General features: G+C 70.6%; 21 protein-coding genes. 12 read left to right on the top strand and 9 right to left on the bottom strand.

All coding sequences use genetic code 11. The features are described from left to right. Positions 1 to 116: 116 nt before the first annotated feature. Both H577_RS0106900 and H577_RS0106895 read left to right on the top strand, forming a co-directional pair. Complete coding sequence (locus tag H577_RS0106900; protein ID WP_084515919.1) at positions 117 to 1,406, top strand: Nramp family divalent metal transporter; 1,290 nt, start codon at positions 117 to 119, stop codon at positions 1,404 to 1,406. Between the two features lie 40 nt (positions 1,407 to 1,446). Beyond that, positions 1,447 to 2,085, top strand: a complete 639-nt coding sequence (locus H577_RS0106895) for a metal-dependent transcriptional regulator (protein ID WP_029145339.1) — start codon at positions 1,447 to 1,449, stop codon at positions 2,083 to 2,085. A gap of 44 nt (positions 2,086 to 2,129) precedes the next feature. Here H577_RS0106895 and H577_RS0106890 read toward each other — a convergent pair whose 3' ends face one another. Both H577_RS0106890 and H577_RS0106885 read right to left on the bottom strand, forming a co-directional pair. Then, positions 2,130 to 2,816, bottom strand: coding sequence for a VIT1/CCC1 transporter family protein (locus H577_RS0106890; RefSeq protein WP_029145338.1), 687 nt, complete (start codon positions 2,814 to 2,816; stop codon positions 2,130 to 2,132). After that, entirely contained in the window at positions 2,813 to 3,781 is a 969-nt protein-coding gene (locus tag H577_RS0106885; RefSeq protein ID WP_029145337.1) for an SDR family NAD(P)-dependent oxidoreductase, read from the bottom strand. Before H577_RS0106885 ends, H577_RS0106890 begins: the two co-directional genes overlap by 4 nt. A 75-nt stretch (positions 3,782 to 3,856) precedes the next feature. On the opposite strand from H577_RS0106885, the gene H577_RS0106880 reads away from it, so the two are divergent. Continuing rightward, positions 3,857 to 4,648 (top strand): HAD-IIA family hydrolase, encoded by a 792-nt coding sequence (locus H577_RS0106880; RefSeq protein ID WP_029145336.1) that lies wholly within the window; start codon positions 3,857 to 3,859, stop codon positions 4,646 to 4,648. 12 nt (positions 4,649 to 4,660) lie between these two features. Next, the gene (locus H577_RS18170; RefSeq protein WP_281166851.1) at positions 4,661 to 4,792 is read left to right on the top strand and encodes a hypothetical protein; all 132 of its coding nucleotides are present in this window, start codon (positions 4,661 to 4,663) and stop codon (positions 4,790 to 4,792) included. Positions 4,793 to 4,883: 91 nt separating this feature from the next. Here H577_RS18170 and H577_RS0106870 read toward each other — a convergent pair whose 3' ends face one another. From H577_RS0106870 to pyrE, 6 genes are all read right to left on the bottom strand, one after another. Then, complete coding sequence (locus H577_RS0106870) at positions 4,884 to 5,780, bottom strand: ROK family protein (protein WP_029145335.1); 897 nt, start codon at positions 5,778 to 5,780, stop codon at positions 4,884 to 4,886. Then, positions 5,777 to 6,694 (bottom strand): carbohydrate ABC transporter permease, encoded by a 918-nt coding sequence (locus H577_RS0106865; protein ID WP_029145334.1) that lies wholly within the window; start codon positions 6,692 to 6,694, stop codon positions 5,777 to 5,779. Before H577_RS0106865 ends, H577_RS0106870 begins: the two co-directional genes overlap by 4 nt. After that, the gene (locus H577_RS0106860) at positions 6,691 to 7,581 is read right to left on the bottom strand and encodes a carbohydrate ABC transporter permease (RefSeq protein WP_029145333.1); all 891 of its coding nucleotides are present in this window, start codon (positions 7,579 to 7,581) and stop codon (positions 6,691 to 6,693) included. Before H577_RS0106860 ends, H577_RS0106865 begins: the two co-directional genes overlap by 4 nt. A gap of 123 nt (positions 7,582 to 7,704) precedes the next feature. Then, entirely contained in the window at positions 7,705 to 8,988 is a 1,284-nt protein-coding gene (locus H577_RS0106855; protein WP_029145332.1) for an ABC transporter substrate-binding protein, read from the bottom strand. Between the two features lie 161 nt (positions 8,989 to 9,149). After that, a complete protein-coding gene (locus tag H577_RS0106850; RefSeq protein WP_029145331.1) occupies positions 9,150 to 10,190 on the bottom strand; it encodes a LacI family DNA-binding transcriptional regulator in 1,041 nt (346 codons plus the stop codon). 75 nt (positions 10,191 to 10,265) lie between these two features. Continuing rightward, positions 10,266 to 10,844, bottom strand: coding sequence for an orotate phosphoribosyltransferase (gene pyrE, locus H577_RS0106845; protein ID WP_029145330.1), 579 nt, complete (start codon positions 10,842 to 10,844; stop codon positions 10,266 to 10,268). Between the two features lie 176 nt (positions 10,845 to 11,020). On the opposite strand from pyrE, the gene H577_RS0106840 reads away from it, so the two are divergent. The 4 genes from H577_RS0106840 to H577_RS0106825 all read left to right on the top strand — a co-directional run bounded on the left by H577_RS0106840 (position 11,021) and on the right by H577_RS0106825 (position 16,180). Further along, positions 11,021 to 12,583 carry a Re/Si-specific NAD(P)(+) transhydrogenase subunit alpha gene (locus H577_RS0106840; protein ID WP_029145329.1) on the top strand — a complete coding sequence of 521 codons (1,563 nt, stop codon included), beginning with the start codon at positions 11,021 to 11,023 and terminating at the stop codon, positions 12,581 to 12,583. 5 nt (positions 12,584 to 12,588) lie between these two features. After that, entirely contained in the window at positions 12,589 to 13,992 is a 1,404-nt protein-coding gene (gene pntB, locus H577_RS0106835) for a Re/Si-specific NAD(P)(+) transhydrogenase subunit beta (RefSeq protein WP_051191838.1), read from the top strand. A gap of 362 nt (positions 13,993 to 14,354) precedes the next feature. Then, positions 14,355 to 14,891, top strand: coding sequence for a YbhB/YbcL family Raf kinase inhibitor-like protein (locus tag H577_RS0106830; RefSeq protein WP_029145327.1), 537 nt, complete (start codon positions 14,355 to 14,357; stop codon positions 14,889 to 14,891). Between the two features lie 446 nt (positions 14,892 to 15,337). Continuing rightward, complete coding sequence (locus H577_RS0106825; protein ID WP_029145326.1) at positions 15,338 to 16,180, top strand: exodeoxyribonuclease III; 843 nt, start codon at positions 15,338 to 15,340, stop codon at positions 16,178 to 16,180. 97 nt (positions 16,181 to 16,277) lie between these two features. On the opposite strand, the gene H577_RS0106820 is transcribed toward H577_RS0106825, so the two are convergent. Next, entirely contained in the window at positions 16,278 to 16,859 is a 582-nt protein-coding gene (locus tag H577_RS0106820; RefSeq protein ID WP_029145325.1) for an NADPH-dependent FMN reductase, read from the bottom strand. A 417-nt stretch (positions 16,860 to 17,276) separates the two neighbouring features. On the opposite strand from H577_RS0106820, the gene H577_RS0106815 reads away from it, so the two are divergent. The 4 genes from H577_RS0106815 (at position 17,277) to H577_RS0106800 (ending at position 21,475) form a co-directional block, all read left to right on the top strand. Further along, positions 17,277 to 18,503, top strand: a complete 1,227-nt coding sequence (locus H577_RS0106815; protein WP_029145324.1) for a sensor histidine kinase — start codon at positions 17,277 to 17,279, stop codon at positions 18,501 to 18,503. Between the two features lie 22 nt (positions 18,504 to 18,525). Beyond that, positions 18,526 to 19,386: a response regulator gene (locus H577_RS0106810; protein WP_029145323.1), complete on the top strand. Its 861-nt coding sequence runs from the start codon at positions 18,526 to 18,528 to the stop codon at positions 19,384 to 19,386. 101 nt (positions 19,387 to 19,487) lie between these two features. Further along, a complete protein-coding gene (locus tag H577_RS0106805; RefSeq protein ID WP_029145322.1) occupies positions 19,488 to 20,372 on the top strand; it encodes an ABC transporter ATP-binding protein in 885 nt (294 codons plus the stop codon). Beyond that, positions 20,369 to 21,475 (top strand): ABC transporter permease, encoded by a 1,107-nt coding sequence (locus H577_RS0106800; protein ID WP_029145321.1) that lies wholly within the window; start codon positions 20,369 to 20,371, stop codon positions 21,473 to 21,475. Before H577_RS0106805 ends, H577_RS0106800 begins: the two co-directional genes overlap by 4 nt. The last annotated feature ends 5 nt before the right edge of the window (positions 21,476 to 21,480 follow it).

Below are 21,480 nucleotides of genomic sequence, written 5' to 3'. Positions count from 1 at the left end.
GTCGCTCACCGCACCAGGGTAGCGGCGCGCGGCCCTCGCACAGCGCACCGGCTCGCTCGGGCGCCAGACGGGCCGGCAGCTCGAGATTTCGGCGCACCGAAGACTATGATTTCGGTATGCCGAAAGATCGACCTCAGAGTATCGCGGCCCCGGCACGTCGGCGCCGCGTCCGCTCCACGCGCGTGCGGGACGGGCTGACCTCGCGCCCGCGCGCGGCGTGGCTGCTCGGACCGGCACTGGTCGCCGGCGTCGCCTATCTCGACCCCGGCAACGTCGCCAGCAACATGACCGCCGGCGCCCGCTACGGCTACCTGCTGGTGTGGGTCGTCGTGCTCGCGAACCTCATCGCCTGGCTCGTGCAGTACCTGTCGGCAAAGCTCGGCGTGGTGACCGGGAAGAGCCTTCCCGAACTGCTCGGCGAGCGCATCCGCCGCCCCTGGGCGCGCCGCGCCTACTGGGCCCAGGCCGAGTTGGTGGCGATCGCCACCGACATCGCCGAGGTGATCGGCGGCGCGGTCGCCCTGCAGCTGCTGTTTCACATCCCCCTGCTGTGGGGCGGGCTGATCACCGGCGCCGTCTCGCTCGCGCTGCTGGTCGTGCACACCCGCCGCGGCCCGCAGACCTTCGAATTCATCGTCATCGGCCTGGTCGCGATCATCTCGATCGGGTTCGTCGCCGGTGTGTTCGTCGCCCCGCCCGACGGCACCGGGATCGCCGGCGGGCTGGTGCCGCGGTTCGAGGATTCCGGATCCGTGCTGCTGGCGGCATCCATTCTCGGGGCCACGATCATGCCGCACGCCATCTATGCGCACTCGGCACTGTCGCGCGACCGGTTCGCGGCCGATGCCACGCCGGTGCCGCGGCTGCTGCGCGCCACCCGGTGGGATGTGTCGATCGCGATGGCCGTGGCCGGGGCGGTCAACGTGTGCATCCTGCTGCTGGCCGCAGCGAACCTCGCCGGCGCGCACGGCACCGACTCGCTCGAGGGCGCGTACGCGGCGCTGCGTGACGGCATCGGCCCGATCGTGGCCACCCTGTTCGCGGTCGGCCTGCTCGCCAGCGGCCTTGCCAGCACCTCGGTGGGCGCCTATGCGGGCTCCGAGATCATGCACGGCCTGCTGCACGTGCGCGTGCCGCTCGTGCTGCGCCGGGTGATCTCGCTGGTGCCCGCCCTCGGGCTGCTCGCGGTCGGCGCCGATCCCACCGCCTCGCTCGTGCTCAGCCAGGTCGTGCTGTCGTTCGGCATCCCGTTCGCGCTCGTTCCGCTGATCCGGCTCACCGCGCAACGGGCGGTGCTCGGCCGGTACCGCAACCGCACCGCGACCACCGTGCTCGGAGTGCTCGCGGCCGTCTTCTTGATCGCGCTCAACGGGATGCTGCTGGTGCTCGTTCTCACCGGGGCCTGACGCCCAGGGTGCCGACACGTGGCGCGTATACCCTGGGGGCGTGCCCTCCCCCGCCGTCGACGACTACCTGAAGACCATCTACCACCACACCGAGTGGCAGGATGCACGCATCACGCCGTCGCAGCTGGCGTCGGTGCTGGGGCTTGCGCCTTCGAGCGTGACCGAGATGGTGCAGAAGCTCGCGGCACAGGGGCTGGTCACGCACCGGCCCTACGGGCCGATCGCGCTGACCGACGACGGCCGGCGGCGCGCGGCGGGCATCATCCGGAGGCACCGGCTGATCGAGACCTGGCTGGTCGAAGAGTTCGGCTACGCCTGGGACGAGGTGCACGACGAGGCCGAGGTGCTCGAGCACGCGATCAGCGACCGCCTGCTGGAGGGCATCGACGCACGGCTCGGCCACCCCCGCATCGACCCGCACGGCGATGCGATCCCCGATGCCGACGGGCACGTGCACCGCGAAGCGTTCGTGCTGCTGCGCGACGCCGCGCCGGGGCACCACGGCCGGGTGCTGCGGGTGAGTGACCGCGACCCGCGGCTGCTGCGCGCGGTCGAAGACGCCGGGCTGCGCATCGGCAGCACGATCGAGGTGATCGGGCCCGAGATGGTGCGGGTGGCCGATGCCGCCCCCGTCGCGATCCCCGACGGTGCCGCCGACGCCATCTGGCTCTCCGCCTGAACGGCGGGCACACCGTTCCACGCCCGGTCCTGACCACGCCCGGGTCAGAACAACAGCAGCCCGACGAGGTAGCTGATCAGCGCGGTACCCAGGCCCACGCCGAGCGAACGGACGATGGTGCGGCGCACCGAGAGCCGGCCGGTGCGGGCCGCGATGACCGAGACCACGATCAGCGAGACCACCACCGTCGCCAGGATCACCCAGAACTCCAGCGCCGGAACGAACAGTGCGATCAGAAACGGGATCAGTGCGCCCACGAGGAACGCGCTACCGGCACCGATGCCGGCGGTCACCGTCTCGCGCACCGTCATCACCTCGTCGATGCCGTACTCACTCTCCAGCTGTGCCCCCAGCGGGTCGGCGGCCGACAGCTGCTCGGCGACCCGTCGCGCCAGGTCGGCGTCCAGCCCCTTGGCCTCGTAGTGTGCGACCAGTTCGGCGATCTCGTGCTCGGGGTTCGCGGCCAGCTCGGCCTGCTCGGCGGCGGCGATCCGCAGCTGCGCCTCACGTTCGGCGGCGGCCTCGGCCCACTTCGTGCCGCCCAGACTGAGCGCACCGGCGATCATCGCCATGGCGGCCGCCGTCACCAGCACCCGGTCGGCCGCCCCGGCACCGGCGAAGCCTTCGAGGATGCCCGCCGTGGCGATGATCCCGTCGTTCGCGTCCACCGCCCACGAGCGAAGGGTCGCGGCATCCCAGCCACGACGCCCGGATGCCACCGGCTCTCTCATCCGCGGAACCGGCGCCGGGCCTTCGCGGCCTTCTCGAACGGCCAGCGCACCCGGGTGGCGTTCTCGCAGTACTCCCAGAGGCGTTGCCCGAGCTCCGGGCTGCGGGTGAGCTTGGCGGGCCGACCGCGGTGCGGGGCGCCGTGCACGACGAACCGGGGACCCCAGAACTCGCCGCCGGCGATCGCAGGGTCGATCAGGGCACGCACCAGGCTGCGCGCACCGCGCTCTTTGGACTGTGAGAACGGGGTCTGCAGATTGTCGACGAACCGGGTCATCCGCGACGGCTCGTTCACACCGCGCACCCCGGTGGTGCGCCCGCTGATGGAATAGCCGGGGTGGGCGACGACACTGGATGCGGGGACCCCGGCATCCCGCAGCCGCCGGTCGGCCTCGAGCCCGAGCACCGTGGTGGCGACCTTCGACTGCACGTACGCGCGCCACGGGGTGTATCCCTCGGCCAGTTCGACATCGATCGGTTCGTAATCGCCGAGCGAGGTCGACATGCTGCCGATCCACACCATCCGCCCGTTCACGACGGCGAGGTTCTGCAGCAGCTCGCCGGCCAGGGCGAAATGTCCGAGCACGTTCGTGGCGAACACCAGCTCGTGCCCGCCGGCGGTGCGGCGCTGCTTGGGCGGGTGCACGATGCCGGCGTTCAGCAGCAGCCCGTGCAGCGGCCCACGACCGCGCGCGGTGGCAGCGGCGGCACGCACCGAACCGAAGTTGCTGGTGTCCAGCAGCAGCGTCTCCACGTCACCGCCCGAGGCATCCCCCACCCGTCGTTCGATCGCCGCGTGTGCCGCCTGCAGCCGGTTCGGGTTGCGTCCGGTCATGATCACGTGGGCGCCCGCGCGCACGAGCTGCTCGGTGGCGAAATACCCCAGGCCACGCGTGGAACCGGTCACCAGAAAGCGCCTGCCGCTCAGGTCGGGCAGGCGCTGCGGATCCCACCCGTTCTGCGCCACACTCAGAGCCTATGCCCGTTGCGGCATGATCGCGATGAGAGGGCGCGCGACGCGCCCGCTGGGTAGGCTGACCGCATGCGGACACGCGCGGACATCGACTGCTGGCTGACCGATATGGACGGCGTGCTGGTGCACGAGAACCGGCCGATCCCCGGAGCCGCAGAACTGCTCGCACAGTGGCGGGATCGGGGCATCCCGTTCCTGGTGCTGACGAACAACCCGATCTTCACGCGCCGCGATCTGTCTGCACGGCTGGCCCGCTCGGGTCTGGACGTGCCCGAGGACCGCATCTGGACGTCCGCGCTGGCGACAGCTCAGTTCCTCAAGTCGCAGATGCCCGGCGGCTCGGCGTTCGTGATCGGCGAGGCGGGGCTGACCACGGCGCTGCACGAAGCCGGGTTCATCATGACCGAGACCCAGCCCGACTACGTGGTCGTCGGCGAGACCCGGCAGTACTCGTTCGAGGCCATCACCCAGGCGATCCGGTTCATCAACGCGGGCGCGCGGTTCATCGTGACGAATCCGGATGCCACCGGCCCGACCCCCTCGGGTGTGGTGCCGGCGACGGGCTCGTTCGCGGCGCTGATCACCAAGGCGACCGGCAAGGAGCCGTACGTGGTCGGCAAGCCGAACCCGATGATGTTCCGCTCGGCGATGAACCAGATCGGGGCGCACTCCGAGAACACCGGCATGATCGGCGACCGGATGGACACCGACGTCATCGCCGGCATCGAGGCGGGGCTGCACACCGTGCTCGTGCTCACCGGCATCAGCGACCGCTCCGAGATCGAGCGCTACCCGTTCCGGCCCGACGAGATCGTGGACTCGGTCGCCGAGCTCGTCGAGCCCGAGGCATCCGGCGCATGAACGGGGTGCGGCGTGAATGAGCTCGAGCAGACGCTGCTGTTCGCCACGACCACGTTGGTGCTCGCCGGCACGCTCGTCGTGTTCGTCGTGCAGTACATCCGCCGCTACGGCCGCAAGGACCGGGGCCGCGACCGCGACGAGTGACGGGCGGGTCAGCGCGGGCGGCGGGTGCGCACAACTGCGCCGCCCGGCCCCACGCGCACGGCGCCCCGGCCGCAAGCGCAGCACGAGAGCGTCAGCGCAGCACGAGCGCGGCGGCGCCGACCAGCGGTCCGTCGCCGTGCAGCCCGCTGGGAACCACCCGCGCGGCGCGCGCATAGTCCAGCACGGCGGCCGAGCGCAGCGCGGCGCCGACCATGGCGACGTAGTCGTCCGACACGTGCGAGAACCCGCCGCCGACGGCGATCACCTCGAGGTCGACCAGGGCCGCCACATCGGCGAGCGCCTCTCCAACGGCGCCGGCCGACCGCTCGATCGCGGCGCGGGCGACCCTGTCACCGGATGCCGCGTCCCGCCCCAGCTGTTCACCGCTGTCGCCGTCCCAGCCGTGCTCCCGCGCCCAGTCGACGCTCGCCGGCCCGGACGCGACCCGTTCCAGGCACCGACCGTTCTCGGAGTGCATCTGACCGAGGTGCCCGGCGTTGCCGGTCGCGCCCGAGACCAGGTGCCCGTCGAGGATGAACCCGCCGCCGATCCCGGTCGACACCACGAACGCCAGCGACGCGCGCGCGCCGCGCGTCGCGCCGACCCACGATTCGGCCAGGGCGAGGCATCCGCCGTCGTGCCCCAGGTGCACCGGCACGCCGTCCAGCCCGGCCCGGGCGGCGGCGTCGACGACGGCGTCCTTCAGCCCCATCCCGCGCAGCGCCGGCATGTTGACCGGCATGATCGTTCCCGCGGCGTGGTCGATGGGTCCGGCGCTGCCGATCCCGACACCGCGCACCGGGCCCGGCGCGTTCGCGGCGGCCTGCCGCACGACCTGGATCAGTGCCCCGTGCAGCAGCTCGGGTGTGGCGTCGGGTCCGGTGGGACGGCGGTGGCGGGTTCCGGGCAACACCGTGCCGGTGGCATCCACCAGGGCGGCCTCGACCTTCGTGCCGCCCAGGTCGACGGCCAGGGCGAGGTCGGTCACGACTTGACCGACCCGCTCATCAGTCCGCCGATGAAGTACTTGCCGAGGATGATGTAGACCACCAGGGTCGGCAGCGACGCGATCAGTGCCCCCGCCATCGACGCGCCGTAGTTCGACAGCTGCGCGCCCTGCGACAGGTTCACCAGCGACAGCGACACCGGCCCCTGGTTCGCGTCCGACAGGAAGAGCGCGAACAGGTAGTCGTTCCACGCCGAGGTGAACTGCCAGATGATCGTCACCACGAACCCGGGCAGCGACAGCGGCAGGATGATGCGCCAGTACGAGCCCAGCATGCCGGCGCCGTCCACGCGCGAGGCCTCCATGAGTTCGTTCGGCACGCCCTCGTAGTAGTTGCGGAAGATCAGCGTGCAGATCGGCAGACCGTAGATGATGTGCACGATCAGCAGGGTGAGGATGTTGCTGGGCATCCCCAGCGACGTCTTCATCTGCACCAGCGGCACCATGATCGCCTGGTACGGGATGAACATGCCGAACAGGATCAGGGTGAACACGATGTTCGCGTACGGGAACTTCCAGCGGCTGAGCACGAACCCGTTCATCGAGCCGAGCATCGCCGAGATGATCGCGGCGGGGATCGCCAGCAGGAACGTGCGTCCGATCGGTGCGGCCAGGGTGTTCCAGGCGGCGGCCCAGTTGTCGAACCCGGTCATCCCGTCGGGGCCGGCCTGCCACGGCCAGCGCAGCGGCAGTGACCAGGATGTCGCGGCCGAGACGTCCGACGGGGGCTTCAGGCTCGTCACCAGCAGCACGTACACCGGCATCAGCACGATCACCACGAACAGCAGCAGGATGACGTATTTGGCGGTGCGGCCGACGCGGGCGCGGGTCTTGTGTGCGGTGGGGACGCCGACATCCAGCGGGGCGCGGCGCTCGATTCCGGTGGCGACGGTCATCGGCGGGCCTTCCTCTCGGCGCGGGCGGTGTAGATCAGGTACGGCACGATGAACACGCACACCAGCAGCAGCAGGATCGTCGCGATCGCGGACGCCTTGCCGTACTCGGCTCCGGTGAGCGCCACCCACATGTAGGTCGCCGGCACCTCGGTGATGTACACCGACCCGGTGATCGCCATGATCAGGTCGAACACCTTCAGCGACATGTGCGCGACGATCACCAGCGCCGACAGGGCGACCGGGCTCAGCTGCGGAAAGATCACATGCCGGTACAGCTTCCATTCGCTGGCGCCGTCCATGCGGGCGGCCTCACGCAGTTCGTCGGGGATGCCACGGAAGCCCGACAGGAACAGGGCCATCACGTAGCCGGCCAGCTGCCAGATCGCCGGCATCGCCATGGCCGCCATGCCCCACAGCGGGGTGTTGTACCAGTCGTTCTGCAGGCCGCCCAGGCCGATCGCCTGCAGCAGCCGGTTCAGGCCCGAGGCGCGGTCATCCTTGGCGGAGCTGAGCAGCCACCGCCAGACGACACCGGACGCCACGAACGAGACGGCCATCGGGAACAGATAGATGGATCGAAACGCTCCCTCGGCCGTCACGCCCTTGTCGAGCATCCACGCCCACAAGAACCCGAACAGCATCGTGCCCACCATGAAGAACACGGTGAAGATGCCGAGGTTGGCCAGTGAGTGCAGAAAGCGCGGCTCGGTGAGCAGGTCACCGAAGTTCGCCAGGCCCACGAACTCCGACGCCGACAGGGCCGAGTCCTTGGTCATCGCGGTGGAGATGTTCACGCCGATGAGGACGTAGACGAAGATGCCGATCAGCACGATGGTCGGCGAGATCAACAGCAGCGGCGGTCCCCAGTTGCGGATGCCCTTGCGCATCGGTGTCCTCCTTGACGTGGCGGGCGGGGCGGGCCCGGGTTCACGCCGCGCGGGGCGGGCCCGACGCGGCGAACCCGCGCGGGGCGGCGAACGGATGCCGTCGCCCCGCGCGGGTGCGGGTTGTCACTGTCCGAGACCCTTGGTCTGCGCCTGCACCAGCGCATCCTGCAGGGCCTTGCCGTCCTTGGTGGAGACGTACTGCCCGATCGCGGAGGTGATGTCGTTCAACCACGACACCTTCACCGCCGCGCCGTGCGCGAGCGAGCTGACCACGGTGTCCTTGGCGAACGAGGCCATCGCGCCCTGCTGGTACTCGGGGTAGTCGGCGGCGTTCGCGTCGGTGCGCGCGGGGATCGAGCCCTTGGCGAGGTTGAACGCCTTCTGCCCGTCGGCCGAGCTGATCGTCTTCAGCCAGTCCTTCGCGGCGTCGGGGTGCGGGGCACCCACCGGCAGCGTGAACGAGTCGGCGAGGAAGTCGAACGTGCCGTCGGTGCCGGGCGTCGGCCAGGTGGTGTACTCCTTGCCGTACGTCTTGCCCTTGGCGTCGAACTCGGCCAGCGCCCAGTCGCCCATCACGTTGTAGGCGGCGGTGCCGTCGATGACCATGTCGGTCGCGACCGGCCAGTCCTGCCCGGTGCCGTCGGTGTTGGCGTAGGCCAGCAGCTTGCCGTAGTTGTCGATGGCCTTGGTGACCTCGGCCGAGTCGAACTTGGTGTCACCGTTCCACAGGCCCTGGTAGCCGTCGGCGCCCAGCGTCGACAGCAGCACGTTCTCGAACAGCTGCACCTGGGTCCAGTCGGTGGCCACCGACAGCGGGGTGGCCACGCCCGAGTCCTTCAGCTTCTTCATGTCGGCCAGCCACGCGTCGATGTCGGCGGGGGCCTTGGTCGGGTCGATGCCGGCCTTGGTGAGCAGGTCGGTGTTGACCCACACCACGTTCGCGCGGTGGATGTTGCTGGGCACCGAGTAGATCTTGCCGTCGACGGTCAGGCGGTCCAGCAGCGTCGACGGGAACACGTCGGTCAGTCCGTTGTCTTTGTAGAAGCCGCTGAGGTCTTCGAGCTTGTTCGCCTCGATGTAGTCGGTGAGCTCGGCGCCGGCGTGGGCCTGGAACGAGTCCGGCGGGTTGTTCGCCTTCAGGCGCGAGGCCAGCGCGTTCTTGGCGTTCGACCCGGCACCGCCGGCGACGGCGGCGTTGATGAACTTCACGTTGGGGTACTGCTCGTTGAACACCTTGACCAGCGCATCCAGGCCGGTCTTCTCAGAGCCGGATGCCCACCAGGTGAACACCTCGACCTGGTTCGGGTCTCCGCCCTTGTCGCCCCCGCCGTTCGAGCCGCCGGCGCAGCCGGCGAGCGCGAGTCCGGCGACCGCCAGGCCAGCGACTGCTGCGAGTGCTTTCCGCATGTGATCCTCCGTTGGATGTGGTCGTGGGATGCCGCAGCCCGCCGGTGGGTCGGCCTGCACGTCCTCGATTGGTGCCATGAAATCTGAAAACGTTGTCAGACGCAAGATGAGAGGCAACAGACATCCGACCTGTGACCGAATCGTGATCCGGTGGACCGGGCTCAGTCGCGGTACGGCACCAGCTCGCCCGAGCCGCGCTCGACCAGGCGGGTGGCGAGCGTGATGTGCTGGACCGGGCCGGTGCGCCCGGCGATACGGCTGAACAGCAGGTCGGCGGCCGCGCGGCCGATGGCGACCGGGTCCTGCACGATCGTCGTGGTGGGCGGATCCATCAGCACGGCGAGGTCGAAGTCGTCGAAGCCGATCAGCGCCAGGCGCGAGCCGAGCAGCCGCTGCGCGCCGAGGATCGCCTTGGTGGTGCGGCCGTTGGTGGAGAAGATCGCGGTGGGCGGGTCGGGCAGCCGCGCCAGCTCGAGCAGCGCCTCGGTGCACACGTCGACCTCGTCGTCGACCGAGACGACCAGCGCAGGGTCGGCGGGAAGCCCGGCCTGTGCCAGACCGCGGTAGTAGCCGGCTTCGCGGCGGGCCGAGGTGTACCGGCCCGACACGTGCGCGAAGCAGGCGATGCGCCGGTGTCCTACCTCGTGCAGGTGCCGCACGGCGGCGGCCGCGCCGCCCTCGTTGTCGACGACGACGACGTCGGCGTCCATGCCGGTGGGTGGTTGGTCGACGAACACGACCGGGGTGCCGGCGCGCTGCTCCTCCTGCAGAAAGCGCAGGTCGGCGTCTTCGGGCGCGACGAGGATCAACCCGTCGAGGCGACGCTGCAGCAGTCGGCGGATCACCCGTTCGGCCTCGGCCGAGTCATCGGTGACGGATGCCACGAGCACGAGCTGATCACGCGCCCGGGCGCGTTCTTCGACGCCGCTGACCAGGGCCGAGAAGAACGGGTCGGAGATGTTGGTGACGACCATGCCGATGGTCGCCGAGGTGCCGGTGCGCAGCCGATGCGCGAAGTCGTTGCGGCTGAAATTGAGGTCGCGGACCGCCCGTTCCACCGCCCGCACCTTCGCCGGCGCGACACCGCCCTTGCCCGAGACCACCCGCGAGACGGTCGAGAGTCCGACACCCGCGCGGGCCGCGACATCCTTCATCGTCGCGCGCCGCGGCGCGGCGTCGCCCGCTGCCTGAGCGGCGGTCATCCCTGCGTCGTCCATGGCGCTCCGGTCCTGCCTTTTTGGCAACGTTACCGGATCGGCGCCGGTCGCCGCGCGCGACTACTGCGGCTGCAGGCCGAGATCGTCCAGGTCGATCGCGGCCAGCCACTGCAGCCCGGCGGCCTCGACGGCGGCCTGCGCCCCGGTGCGCCGGTCGACGATCACGGCGACCGCCACCGGCTCGGCCCCCTCCCGTCGCAACGCCTCGACCGCCTTCAGCGCGGATTGCCCGGTGGTCGAGGTGTCTTCGACGACCACGACGCGTCTGCCCGCGACATCCGCCCCCTCGATCTGCCGACCGCGGCCGTGGTCCTTGGGCTCCTTGCGCACCACGAACGCGTCCAGCGGCCGGTCGGTGCGCGCCGACTCGTGCATGATCGCGTTCGCGATCGGGTCGGCCCCCAGGGTCAGCCCGCCCACGGCGACGATGCCGTCGATGTCGCGGATGAGGTCGAGCATGATCCGTCCGATCGCCGGCGCCGCCCGGTGGTCGAGGGTGAGCTTGCGCATGTCGACGTAGTAGGTGGCCTTCTTGCCGCTGGACAGCGTGAAGTCGCCGTGGAACACCGCCTCGCCGGTGATGAGGTCGATGAGGGCCCGGCGGTCGGCTTCGAGGGCGGGGGTGGATGCGGCGGTCATGGCGTCGAGTCTACGAGCCGGGCCACCCACTTCCGCCGGAGGAAGATCTGTCGATTCTTTCGGTTTGCACCGGCGCTACGAACCGGGTCGTCTTCTGCCCTGCCCCTATAGTCGGTCACAGACCCCGCCGTGGCCCGAAGCCGCGGGATCCCCACCCAGAACAACGGAGCTCATCGATGCGCATCGGAATCGTCATCGAACCCGACGACGAGAATCGGGTCGCGGCCACACCCGCGACCGTCGCGAGGATCCGAAAGCTCGGCTACGACGTGGTGGTGCAGGCCGCAGCCGGCGCCCGCTCGTCGTTCCCCGACGCCGCATACGCCGACGCCGGGGCCAGTGTCACCGACGCGGCGGATGCCTGGAGCTCGGACGTCGTGCTGAAGGTCGCCGCGCCCGACGACGCCGAGATCGAGCGGCTGCGCCCCGGTGCGGTGCTCGTCGCGCTGCTGAGCCCGGCACTGCGCCCCGAGTTGCTTGCGCGACTCGCCGCCCGCGGCGTCACCGCGCTGGCCCTGGACGCCGTGCCGCGCATCTCTCGCGCGCAGTCGATGGACGTGCTCAGCTCGATGGCCAACATCGCCGGGTACCGCGCTGTGGTCGAGGCAGCCCACGAGTTCGGCCGGTTCTTCACCGGTCAGGTCACCGCCGCCGGCAAGGTGCCGCCCGCGAAGGTGCTCGTCGCCGGTGCCGGTGTGGCGGGCCTGGCCGCGATCGGCGCGGCCTCGAGCCTGGGTGCGATCGTGCGCGCCACCGACCCGCGCCCCGAGGTCGCCGACCAGGTGCGCTCGATCGGCGGCGAATACCTGCCGGTCGATGTCGAGGTGGAGCAGTCCACCGACGGCTATGCCAAGGCTACCAGCGAGGCGTACGACCGTCGGGCCGCCGAGATCTACTCCGAGCAGGCACGCGAGGTCGACATCATCATCACCACCGCGCAGATCCCCGGCCGGCCAGCGCCCCGGCTGATCACCGCGGCCGATGTGGCGAGCATGAAGCCGGGCAGCGTCATCGTCGACATGGCCGCCGCTTCGGGTGGCAACGTCGAAGGATCGGTGTCGGGGCAGCGCATCGTCACCGACAACGGCGTGGTCATCCTCGGGTACTCCGACCTCGCCGGGCGCCTGCCCGCACAGGCGTCGCAGCTGTACGGCACGAACCTGGTCAACCTGCTGACCCTGCTCACACCCGGCAAGGACGGGCAGCTGTCGATCGACGACGACGACATCGTGCAGCGGGCCGTGACCGTCGCCCGTGACGGTGCGGTGACCTGGCCGCCCCCGCCCGTACAGGTCTCGGCCGCTCCCGTGCCGACGGCGCCGGCCGCGGCATCCGCCCCCGAACCGACACCGCGCACCACGCTCTCGCGCGGCGCGAAGACCGGGCTGATCGTGCTGGGCATGGCCGTGCTGTTCGCGGTGTGCGCGATCGCGCCGCCGCCGCTGCCGCAGCACTTCTTGGTGCTGACCCTTGCCGTCGTCGTCGGCTTCTATGTGATCGGAAACGTGGCGCACGCGCTGCACACCCCGCTGATGAGCGTCACCAACGCGATCAGCGGCATCATCGTGGTCGGCGCCATGGTGCAACTGACCGTGCCGAACCTGGTGGTGCAGATCCTCGCGGCCGTCGCCGTGCTGCTGGCGAGCATCAACATCTTCGGCGGTTTCGCCGTGACCCGCAGGATGCTGGCGATGTTCGTGAAAGAACCGGCGACCGACGCGAAGGAGACCCACCGGTGAGCGCCCTGACCATCGCCGGCGCGATCGCCGGCGCGGCGTACATCGTCGCCGCACTGCTGTTCATTCTGAGCCTGGCCGGCCTCAGTCGGCACGAGCGCGCCCGGGGCGGCGTCGTGTACGGCATCGCCGGCATGACCGTCGCGCTGCTGGCGACGCTGTGGCTGATGATCTCGGATGCCTGGGGTGCGGCATCCGGTGCCCTCGGGCTGAGTCTGCTGGTGGTGGCCGTCGTGATCGGCGCGGCGATCGGACTGTGGCGGGCCCGCACCGTGCAGATGACCGGCATGCCCGAGCTGATCGCGCTGTTCCACAGCTTCGTCGGGCTGGCCGCGGTGCTGGTCGGTTGGAACGGGGCCCTGCACGCCGAGGGGATCGCGCCGAGCCTGGAGGGCATCCACCGCGGTGAGGTGTTCATCGGGGTGTTCATCGGTGCGGTGACCTTCACCGGGTCGATCGTGGCCTACCTGAAGCTGTCGGCGAAGATGTCGTCACGGCCGCTCATGCTGCCGGGCAAGAACGTGCTGAACGTCGCGGCGCTGGTGCTGTTCGTGGCGCTGACCGTCTGGTACGTGATCACCCCGCAGTTGTGGCTGCTGGTCGTGGTGACGGCGCTGGCCCTCGCGCTCGGCTGGCACCTGGTGGCGTCGATCGGCGGCGGCGACATGCCGGTCGTGATCTCGATGCTCAACAGCTACTCGGGGTGGGCGGCCGCGGCGGCCGGCTTCCTGCTGAACAACGATCTGCTCATCGTCACCGGTGCGCTGGTGGGATCGTCGGGTGCGTACCTGTCGTACATCATGTGCCAGGCGATGAACCGGTCGTTCATCTCGGTGATCGCCGGCGGGTTCGGCATCGAGGCGCCCGCGAAGGGCGAGGAGGTGACCGGCACGCATCGTGAGACGGATGCCGTATCCGTCGCCGAACTGCTGACCTCGGCGTCGAGCGTGGTGATCACCCCGGGGTACGGCATGGCGGTCGCGCAGGCGCAGTATCCGGTCGCCGACCTGGCCCGCCGGCTGCGGGAGCGCGGCATCGAGGTGCGGTTCGGCATCCACCCGGTCGCCGGGCGACTGCCCGGGCACATGAACGTGCTGCTGGCCGAGGCGAAGGTGCCCTACGACATCGTGCTCGAGATGGACGAGATCAACGACGACCTCGCCGACACCGACGTGGTGCTGGTGATCGGCGCGAACGACACCGTGAACCCGGCGGCCGCGCAGGATCCCGGCAGCCCGATCGCCGGGATGCCGGTGCTGCGGGTGTGGGAGGCACGCAACGTCGTCGTGTTCAAGCGGTCGATGGCATCGGGGTATGCCGGTGTCGCGAACCCGCTGTTCTACCGCGACAACGCGCAGATGCTGTTCGGCGACGCCAAGGAGCGGGTGCAGGACATCCTGTCTGCACTGTGAGTGCTGGGGGCGCCGGGGCGCCGGGCTTCGGTTGAACTCGGGGTTCGGGGCCGTCGGCCCTCCCGCAGCTCTGGGCGCCACCGGCCCGTCGACAGGCGCAACCGCGCGAACCATGCAACACGCGGGCACGAAGGGCCGATCCAGCCTGTCGACGGTCCGGTCCGGCGGTCGGCCGGAGTGGCGGTCCGGTCTGGCCGTCGGCCGGAGCGGCGGTCCATCCCCGACGCTCAGCGCCACCGGCCCGTCGACAGGCGCAACCGCGCGAACCATGCCGCACGCGGGCACGAAGGGCCGATCCAGCCTGTCGACGGCCCGGCCCGGCGGGTAGCGTGGGCGAGAGGACTGCGATGAAGGAGGACGCGATGTTCGAGTATGACCCGTACGCCGAGCTGGCACGGCTCAAGGACTTTCCCCGGATGACCCTGACGAGCGCGGACTTCACCGAGGGCCAGGCCCTGCCGAAGGAGTGTTGGGGGTCCGGTATGGGCGGCGCGGACCGCTCACCTCAACTGAGCTGGTCGGGAGCACCCGAGGGCACCCGCAGCTTCGCCGTGTCGTGCTTCGACCCCGACGCGCCGACCGGGTCGGGCTACTGGCACTGGGCGGTCTACGACATCGATGCGGGCGTGACCGAGTTGGCCGCGGGTGCCGGGAGCGGTGCCGCCGGATCGCTACCGGCCGGGGCGGTGACGCTGCCGAACGAGGCGCGAAGCGAGCGCTACATCGGCGCGGCGCCGCCGGCGGGCACCGGTGTGCACCGCTACTTCTTCGTGGTGGACGCGTTGGACGTGTCGCACCTCGAGCTCCCGTCCGGGGCGACCCCCGCGGTGCTCGGGTTCAACCGGCACTTCCACTCCCTCGCGCGCGGCATCCTGGTCGGCACCGCCTCCAGCGACTGACCCGCCGTAGCCCGCAGCATCCGCCCGCACCCAGTTCGGAGGATCACGCCAAGTTCGGATGATTCCCGCGACATCGTCCGAACATCACGCGATCCTCCGAAGTCTGGGTATGGCGGACGGGTCGTGCGCAGACGGGCCGGTCGCAACATCCGCCCGCGGCTGCAGCCCGCGGCATCCGTCGCTACCCACCCCACGGCATCCGCCCGTACCCACCCGCGGCATCCGCCCGCATCCACCCGCGGCATCCGCCCGCACCCACGCGCGGCCGCGGCCCGCAGCATCCGCCCGTAGAAGGTTCGGAGGATCACGCCAAGTTCGGATGATTCCCGCGATATCGTCCGAAGATCGCGCGATCCTCCGAAGTCTGGGTGCGGCGGCATCTGGGGACACCGCGGCCGGGTCGGCCGCAGCACGCGACGTCGGAGGCGGCGAATAGGCTGGATGCCATGCGCCTGGCCACCTGGAACGTCAACTCGATCCGCGCCCGCGTCACCCGCACCGTGGAGTTCGCCGTGCGCGAGCACGTCGACGTGCTGGCGATGCAGGAGATCAAGTGCCGGCCCGACCAGTTCCCGTACGAACCGTTCGAGGCCGCCGGGTATGAGGTGCACGCGCACGGCCTGAACCAGTGGAACGGGGTCGCGATCGCGAGCCGGCTGCCGGTCGACGACGTGCAGACCGCGTTTGGCGGCATGCCCGGGTTCGCGAAGGGCATGGAGGGCCCCGACCAGCCGCAGGAGGCGCGCGCGCTGGGCGCGCTCATCGACGGGATGCGGGTGTGGAGCCTGTATGTCCCCAACGGGCGTGGCCTGGACGACCCGCACTACCGGTACAAGCTCGACTGGCTCGCCGCGCTGCGCGCGCACGTCTGTGACGAACTGGGCCGCGAGCCCGGGTTGCCGCTGGCGTTGGTCGGCGACTTCAACATCGCCCCGACCGATGCCGACAACGGCGACCCGACGGTCGTCGAGGGCGTGTCGACGCATGTGTCTGCGCCCGAACGGGACGCGTTCCGCGCACTCGAAGACGCCGGGCTCACCGACGTGGTGCGCCCGCTGGTGCCCACCGGCTTCACCTACTGGGACTACAAGCAGCTGCGCTTTCCGCGCAACGAGGGCATGCGCATCGACTTCATCCTCGGATCGCGTGCCCTCGCCGACGCCGTGACCGGGGCAGCGATCCACCGCGACGAGCGCAAGGGCGAAGCCCCCAGCGACCACGTGCCCGTGGTGGTCGACGTCGACCTGGCCGGCGGTGCCGACGACGACGTGCCGATGATCTTCGGTTGAGCCCGCGCGCGGCGCTGTCACGCATGCGCCCGAGACACCCAATGCATGCGATGGGGGCCGGGATGCGGCATCCCGGCCCCCTGCATCACACGGCGGGTCAGGCCGCGGCCGACTCGCGCTTCGCGGTGACGTCGACGTAGCGGTCGATCAGCTGCACGAACGCGTCGAGGTAGACGCGCAGGAATGCCGCGGTGCCCTCGTTGGAGACGGTGCCGTCCTCGCCGAACAGACCCGGCGTCGCCTGGATGTAGCCCTCGGGCTGGCCGAGCGTGGGCGCGTTGTAGTGGCTGAGGATCGCCTTGAGGTGCTGCTGCGCCGCGGCGGTCGAAATCGCGCCACCCGAGGTGCCGATCACCGCGGTGGGCTTGCCGTCGAACGAGCCCTGCCCGTACGGGCGTGCAGCCCAGTCGAGCGCGTTCTTGAGCACCCCGGGGATCGACCGGCTGTACTCCGGGGTGACGATGATCACACCGTCGACGTCGGCGATCGCCTTCTTGAAGTCGCGCGCGACCTGGGGGTAGTCGGCGTCGTGATCGGGTGAATAGAACGGCAGGTCCTTGATCGCGATCTCGACCAGCTCGACGTCGGCGGGGGCGAGCTTCGCGAGCGCGGTCGCCAGCCGGCGGTTCAGCGAGGTGGATGAGATGCTGCCGACGATGTAGCCGATCGTGTAGGTCACGGGATTCCTTCTGCCTTGTCTGTCTTGTCGGGCCCGGTGTGGCCGGGCGGGCGACACGCGCCCGAACAACTCAATCACGTCATCCTGTGATCTATTCCCATGCATGTATGCAGGCCGCGCGGTCGGCTGACCTGCCCGCGACCCGGAGAAGTCGACGCAATGTGCGGGTCAGGGGGCCTCATACTCGCACTTTGCGGCGACTGGGCGGCCCGAGCGCGGCAGGAGCCCTGCAGGAGCCCTGCAGGAGCACGCCCGCACCCGCGCCGCGCGACAGCCCGCACCCGCGCCGCGCGACAGCCCGCACCCGCGCCGCGTGACAGCCCGCACCCCCGCGCCCGACAGACGGCACCCGCACCGCACGCCGAGATCCGCCGCACGGGGGAGGCACCGGCATCCGCTCACCCGTACGGTGGAGGGATGGCGCTCGATCCCCGGCTGCAGCGACAGGATGCCGCCCTGGCGGCGGCGATCGGCGTCGGCACCGTGATCAGCGCGGGCCTGGGCGCCGTGGCCGGCCTGTACGGCGACCGGCAGGCTCCGATGTGGGCTGCCGTGGCCTACGCGCTCGTGCTCGCGGCCGCGGTCGCGATGCGGCGGCGCTTTCCCGGCACCGTCGCCGTGGTCACTGCCGCCGCGTTCTTCGCCGCCGGCACCTGGCACGTGCCCGAACTGTTCGTGGGCACGATCGCGATGTTCATCGGCTTCTACACGGTGGGCGCGATCTCGCCCGACCGGCGCCGTGCCGCGTGGATCCGCATCGGCATCACGATCGGCATGTTCGTCTGGCTGCTCACGGCGACGTTCGTGCAGGCCACCAGCCCCACCGACGACACGCTCTCGCAGGCGGGCGCGTTCTCGCCGTTCGTGGCCTACGCGCTGCTGAACATCCTGATCAACGCCCTCTATTTCGCCGGCGCCTACTATTTCGGCGAGCGCGCGTGGGCCGCGGCTGCGGCACGTCGGACCCTCGAAGAGCGCACCGCCGAGCTCGAGCACGAGCGCGAACGCACCGCCGCCCAGGCGGTGGCCCTCGAGCGGCTGCGCATCGCGCGCGAGCTGCATGACGTCGTCGCCCACCACGTCTCGCTGATGGGAGTGCAGGCGGGCGCAGCACGCGCAGTGATGACGAAAGATCCGGATGCCGCAGCCCGCACGCTCGCACAGGTCGAGGCATCCGCCCGCGATGCGCTGGGCGAGCTGCGCCGGCTGTTGCAGACGCTGCGGTCGGACTCGGACACCGACGCCCCCAGCACCGTGGGGCTCGCCGGCCTGGCCGACCTCGTCGCCCAGGCCACAGACGCGGGGCTTGTCGCGACCCTCACCGTGATCGGCGAGCCGCGCCCAGCGCCCGACACCGTGCAGGTCTCGCTGTACCGGATCGCGCAGGAGGCTCTGACCAACGCACGCCGGCATGCCGGCCCCGGCGCGACCGCGGACGTGCGGCTGCGCTACGGCGCGCGCGGCGTCGAGCTCGAGGTGACCAACACCGGCCGCCAGGTGCTGCGACCCGGCCGCGGGCTGGGGCTGGTCGGCATGCGCGAGCGTGCCGCCGCGGTGGGCGGGCTGCTCGAGGCACGTCCTCGCGAGCAGGGCGGGTTTCTGGTGCGGGTGTCGGTGCCGATGCGCGAGACGACGGATGCCTGAGCCTCTGCCTCTGGTCGCGCCGATGCCTGAGCCGGTTCGCGTGCTGCTGGTCGACGATCACGCCATGATGCGGGCGGGGTTCCGGCTGATCCTCGAGACCGAAGACGACATCGCCGTCGTGGGGGAGGCATCCACGGGGCGCGAGGCGCTGACCGCCGCGCACGAGCTGCGCCCTGATGTGATCTGCATGGACGTGCAGATGCCCGACATGGACGGACTCGAAGCCACCCGGCGGCTCGCGACCGACCCCGAGGTGGCGGCCGCGGTGCTGATCGTGACCACGTTCAACCGCGACGACTACCTCTTCGACGCCCTGGCGGCGGGAGCCGCGGGTTTTCTGCTGAAGAACGCCGGACCCGAAGAACTGGTGCGGGCGGTGCGGGTGGCCGCTGCCGGCGACGCGCTGCTGGCACCCGAGGTGACGCGCCGGGTGATCGCGCGGTTCGCGCGGGATGCCACGGGCCGCAGCGGAGCCGGATTGCCTGAGTCCGGCGGGTTCGCGGCGGCTTCGCCCGGCAGGTCCACGGCCACCCCCGGCAAAGCGCCACCGGTGGCCGCGTCCGACGAAGGACCGGCGGCCAAGCCCGGCGAAGCCCCGGCGGTGCCCGGCGAAGGCCCGGCGGTGCCGGGCGAAGCCCCGGCGGCCCGGCCGGTTCCCGGGTCGGACCATTCTCCGGCTCAGCTGCCGGCCGTGCCGCTCACCGACCGCGAGGCCGAGGTGCTCGCCCTCATGGCCGAGGCCCTCAGCAACGCCGAGATCGCCGGGCGCCTGTACATCGGCGAGGCCACCGTCAAGACGCACGTCTCGAACGTGCTCGGCAAGCTCGGCGCCCGCGACCGTGTGCAGGCGATCGTGCTCGCCTACCGGCACGGGCTGGTGTGAGTCCACTCCCCCGTATGGATGAGGCGGCGAAACCCGCCCTGCGGGGGAGGCGGTGACATCCGCCCGCCCGTAGCGTGGCAGGTACGAGACGAGGAGGACGGATGCTTCAGCTGCGCGGCATCACCAAGAGCTACGGCGGACGCCGGGTGCTCGACGAGGTCGGCTTCGACGTCGCACCGGGGCGGCTCACCGGCTTCGTCGGCGGCAACGGGGCCGGCAAGACCACCACCATGCGCATCGCGCTGGGTGTGCTCGACGCCGACGGCGGCACGGTCAGCCTCGACGGCGCCCCGATCACCGTCGGCGACCGGCGCCGGTTCGGGTACATGCCCGAAGAGCGCGGGCTGTACCCGAAGATGAAGGTCGCCGAGCAGATCGCCTACCTGGCCCGGTTGCACGGCTACACGAAGGCGGATGCCGAAGCGAACGCCGCCGCCCTGCTCACCCAGCTCGGACTCGGCGAGCGCCTGAACGACAAGGTCGAGACGCTGTCACTGGGCAACCAGCAGCGCGCGCAGATCGCCGCGGCGCTGGTGCACGAGCCCGAGGTGCTGATCCTCGACGAGCCGTTCAGCGGCCTGGACCCACTCGCGGTCGACGTCGTGGCCGGGGTGCTGGCCGAGCGTGCCGCGCAGGGCGTGTCGGTGCTGTTCAGCTCGCACCAGCTCGACGTCGTCGAGCGGCTGTGCGACGACCTCGTCATCATCGCGGCCGGCACGATCCGCGCCGCCGGTTCGGCCGAGCAACTGCGCGCCGAGCACGCCGGCAGCCGGTACGAGCTGCGCACCGCGGGCGATCTGGGCTGGCTGCGCACCGAACCCGGCGTCGAGGTCGTCGACTTCGCCGGCGGCTCGGCGGTGTTCGACGTCGACACCGATGACACCGCGCAACGGGTGCTGCGCCGGGCCGTCGACACCGCCGCCGTGCACCGGTTCGCCCCGCAGCATCCCTCTCTCGCGCAGATCTTCAAGGAGGTCATCCAGTGAGCACCCCCACCTCATCCGCCCCCGCCGCACCCAGCCTCGGCCAGGGCGTGTGGCTCGTCACCGAACGCGAGATCGCCTCGAAGCTGCGCAGCAAGGCGTTCGTCATCTCGACGCTGATCCTGTTCGCGTTCGCACTGGCCGGCGTGATCTGGGGCGGCGTCGCCGCGGCGAACCCGTCGAAGACCCCGGTCGCGGTCACCGCCGAGACCGCGTCGGTCGTGCAGGGCATGTCGAACCTGCAGGTCACCACGGCCGCGTCGACGGATGCCGCGACCGCGCTGGTGCGAGCCGGTACGGTCGACGCGGCCCTCGTGCCCGACGATGCCAGCCCGGTGCACGTGGCGATCGTCGCGAGAGACTCCGTGCCGCAAGAGCTGGTCGCCCAGCTGAGCATCTCACCGCGCGTCGAACTGCTCGAGCACAGTCCACAGGACGCGCTGCTGCGCTACCTGGTGGCGATCGGGTTCGGGGTGGTGTTCCTGATGTCGGCGTCGATGTTCGGCGGCACGATCGCGCAGTCCGTGGTGGAAGAGAAGCAGACCCGGGTGGTCGAGATCCTCATCTCGGCGATCCCGGTGCGGTCCCTGATGGCCGGCAAGGTGCTCGGCAACACGATCCTGGCGATGGCGCAGATCGTCGCCCTGGTGGCGATCGCGATCGTCGGGCTGAGCGTCAGCGGGCAAAGCGCGGTGCTTTCCGGGCTCGGCGGACCGATGGTGTGGTTCGCGGTGTTCTTCCTGTTCGGGTTCGTGCTGCTGGCTTCGCTGTTCGCGGGAGCTGCGGCGATGGTGTCGCGGCAGGAGGACATCGGCTCGACCACGATGCCGCTGACGATGCTGATCCTCGCGCCCTACATCCTCGTCATCCTGTTCAACGACAATCCGGTGGTGCTGGCGGTCATGTCATACGTGCCGTTCTCGGCGCCGGTGGGGATGCCGCTGCGGCTGTACCTCGGTGACGCACAGTGGTGGGAGCCGCTTCTCTCGCTCGTGATCCTCGTCGCCACGTGCGTGGCCGCGATCGGGATCGGCGCGAGGATCTACCGCAACTCGCTGCTGCGCATGGGTGCCCGGGTGAAGCTCGCCGAGGCGCTGAAGGCCTGACGCCT

This window comes from Microbacterium luticocti DSM 19459 (genome assembly GCF_000422405.1).
In the GTDB taxonomy this organism is placed as follows: domain Bacteria; phylum Actinomycetota; class Actinomycetes; order Actinomycetales; family Microbacteriaceae; genus Microbacterium; species Microbacterium luticocti.
Note: the sequence above shows the minus strand (reverse complement) of the source record. Positions and strands in the feature narration are given on the sequence as shown.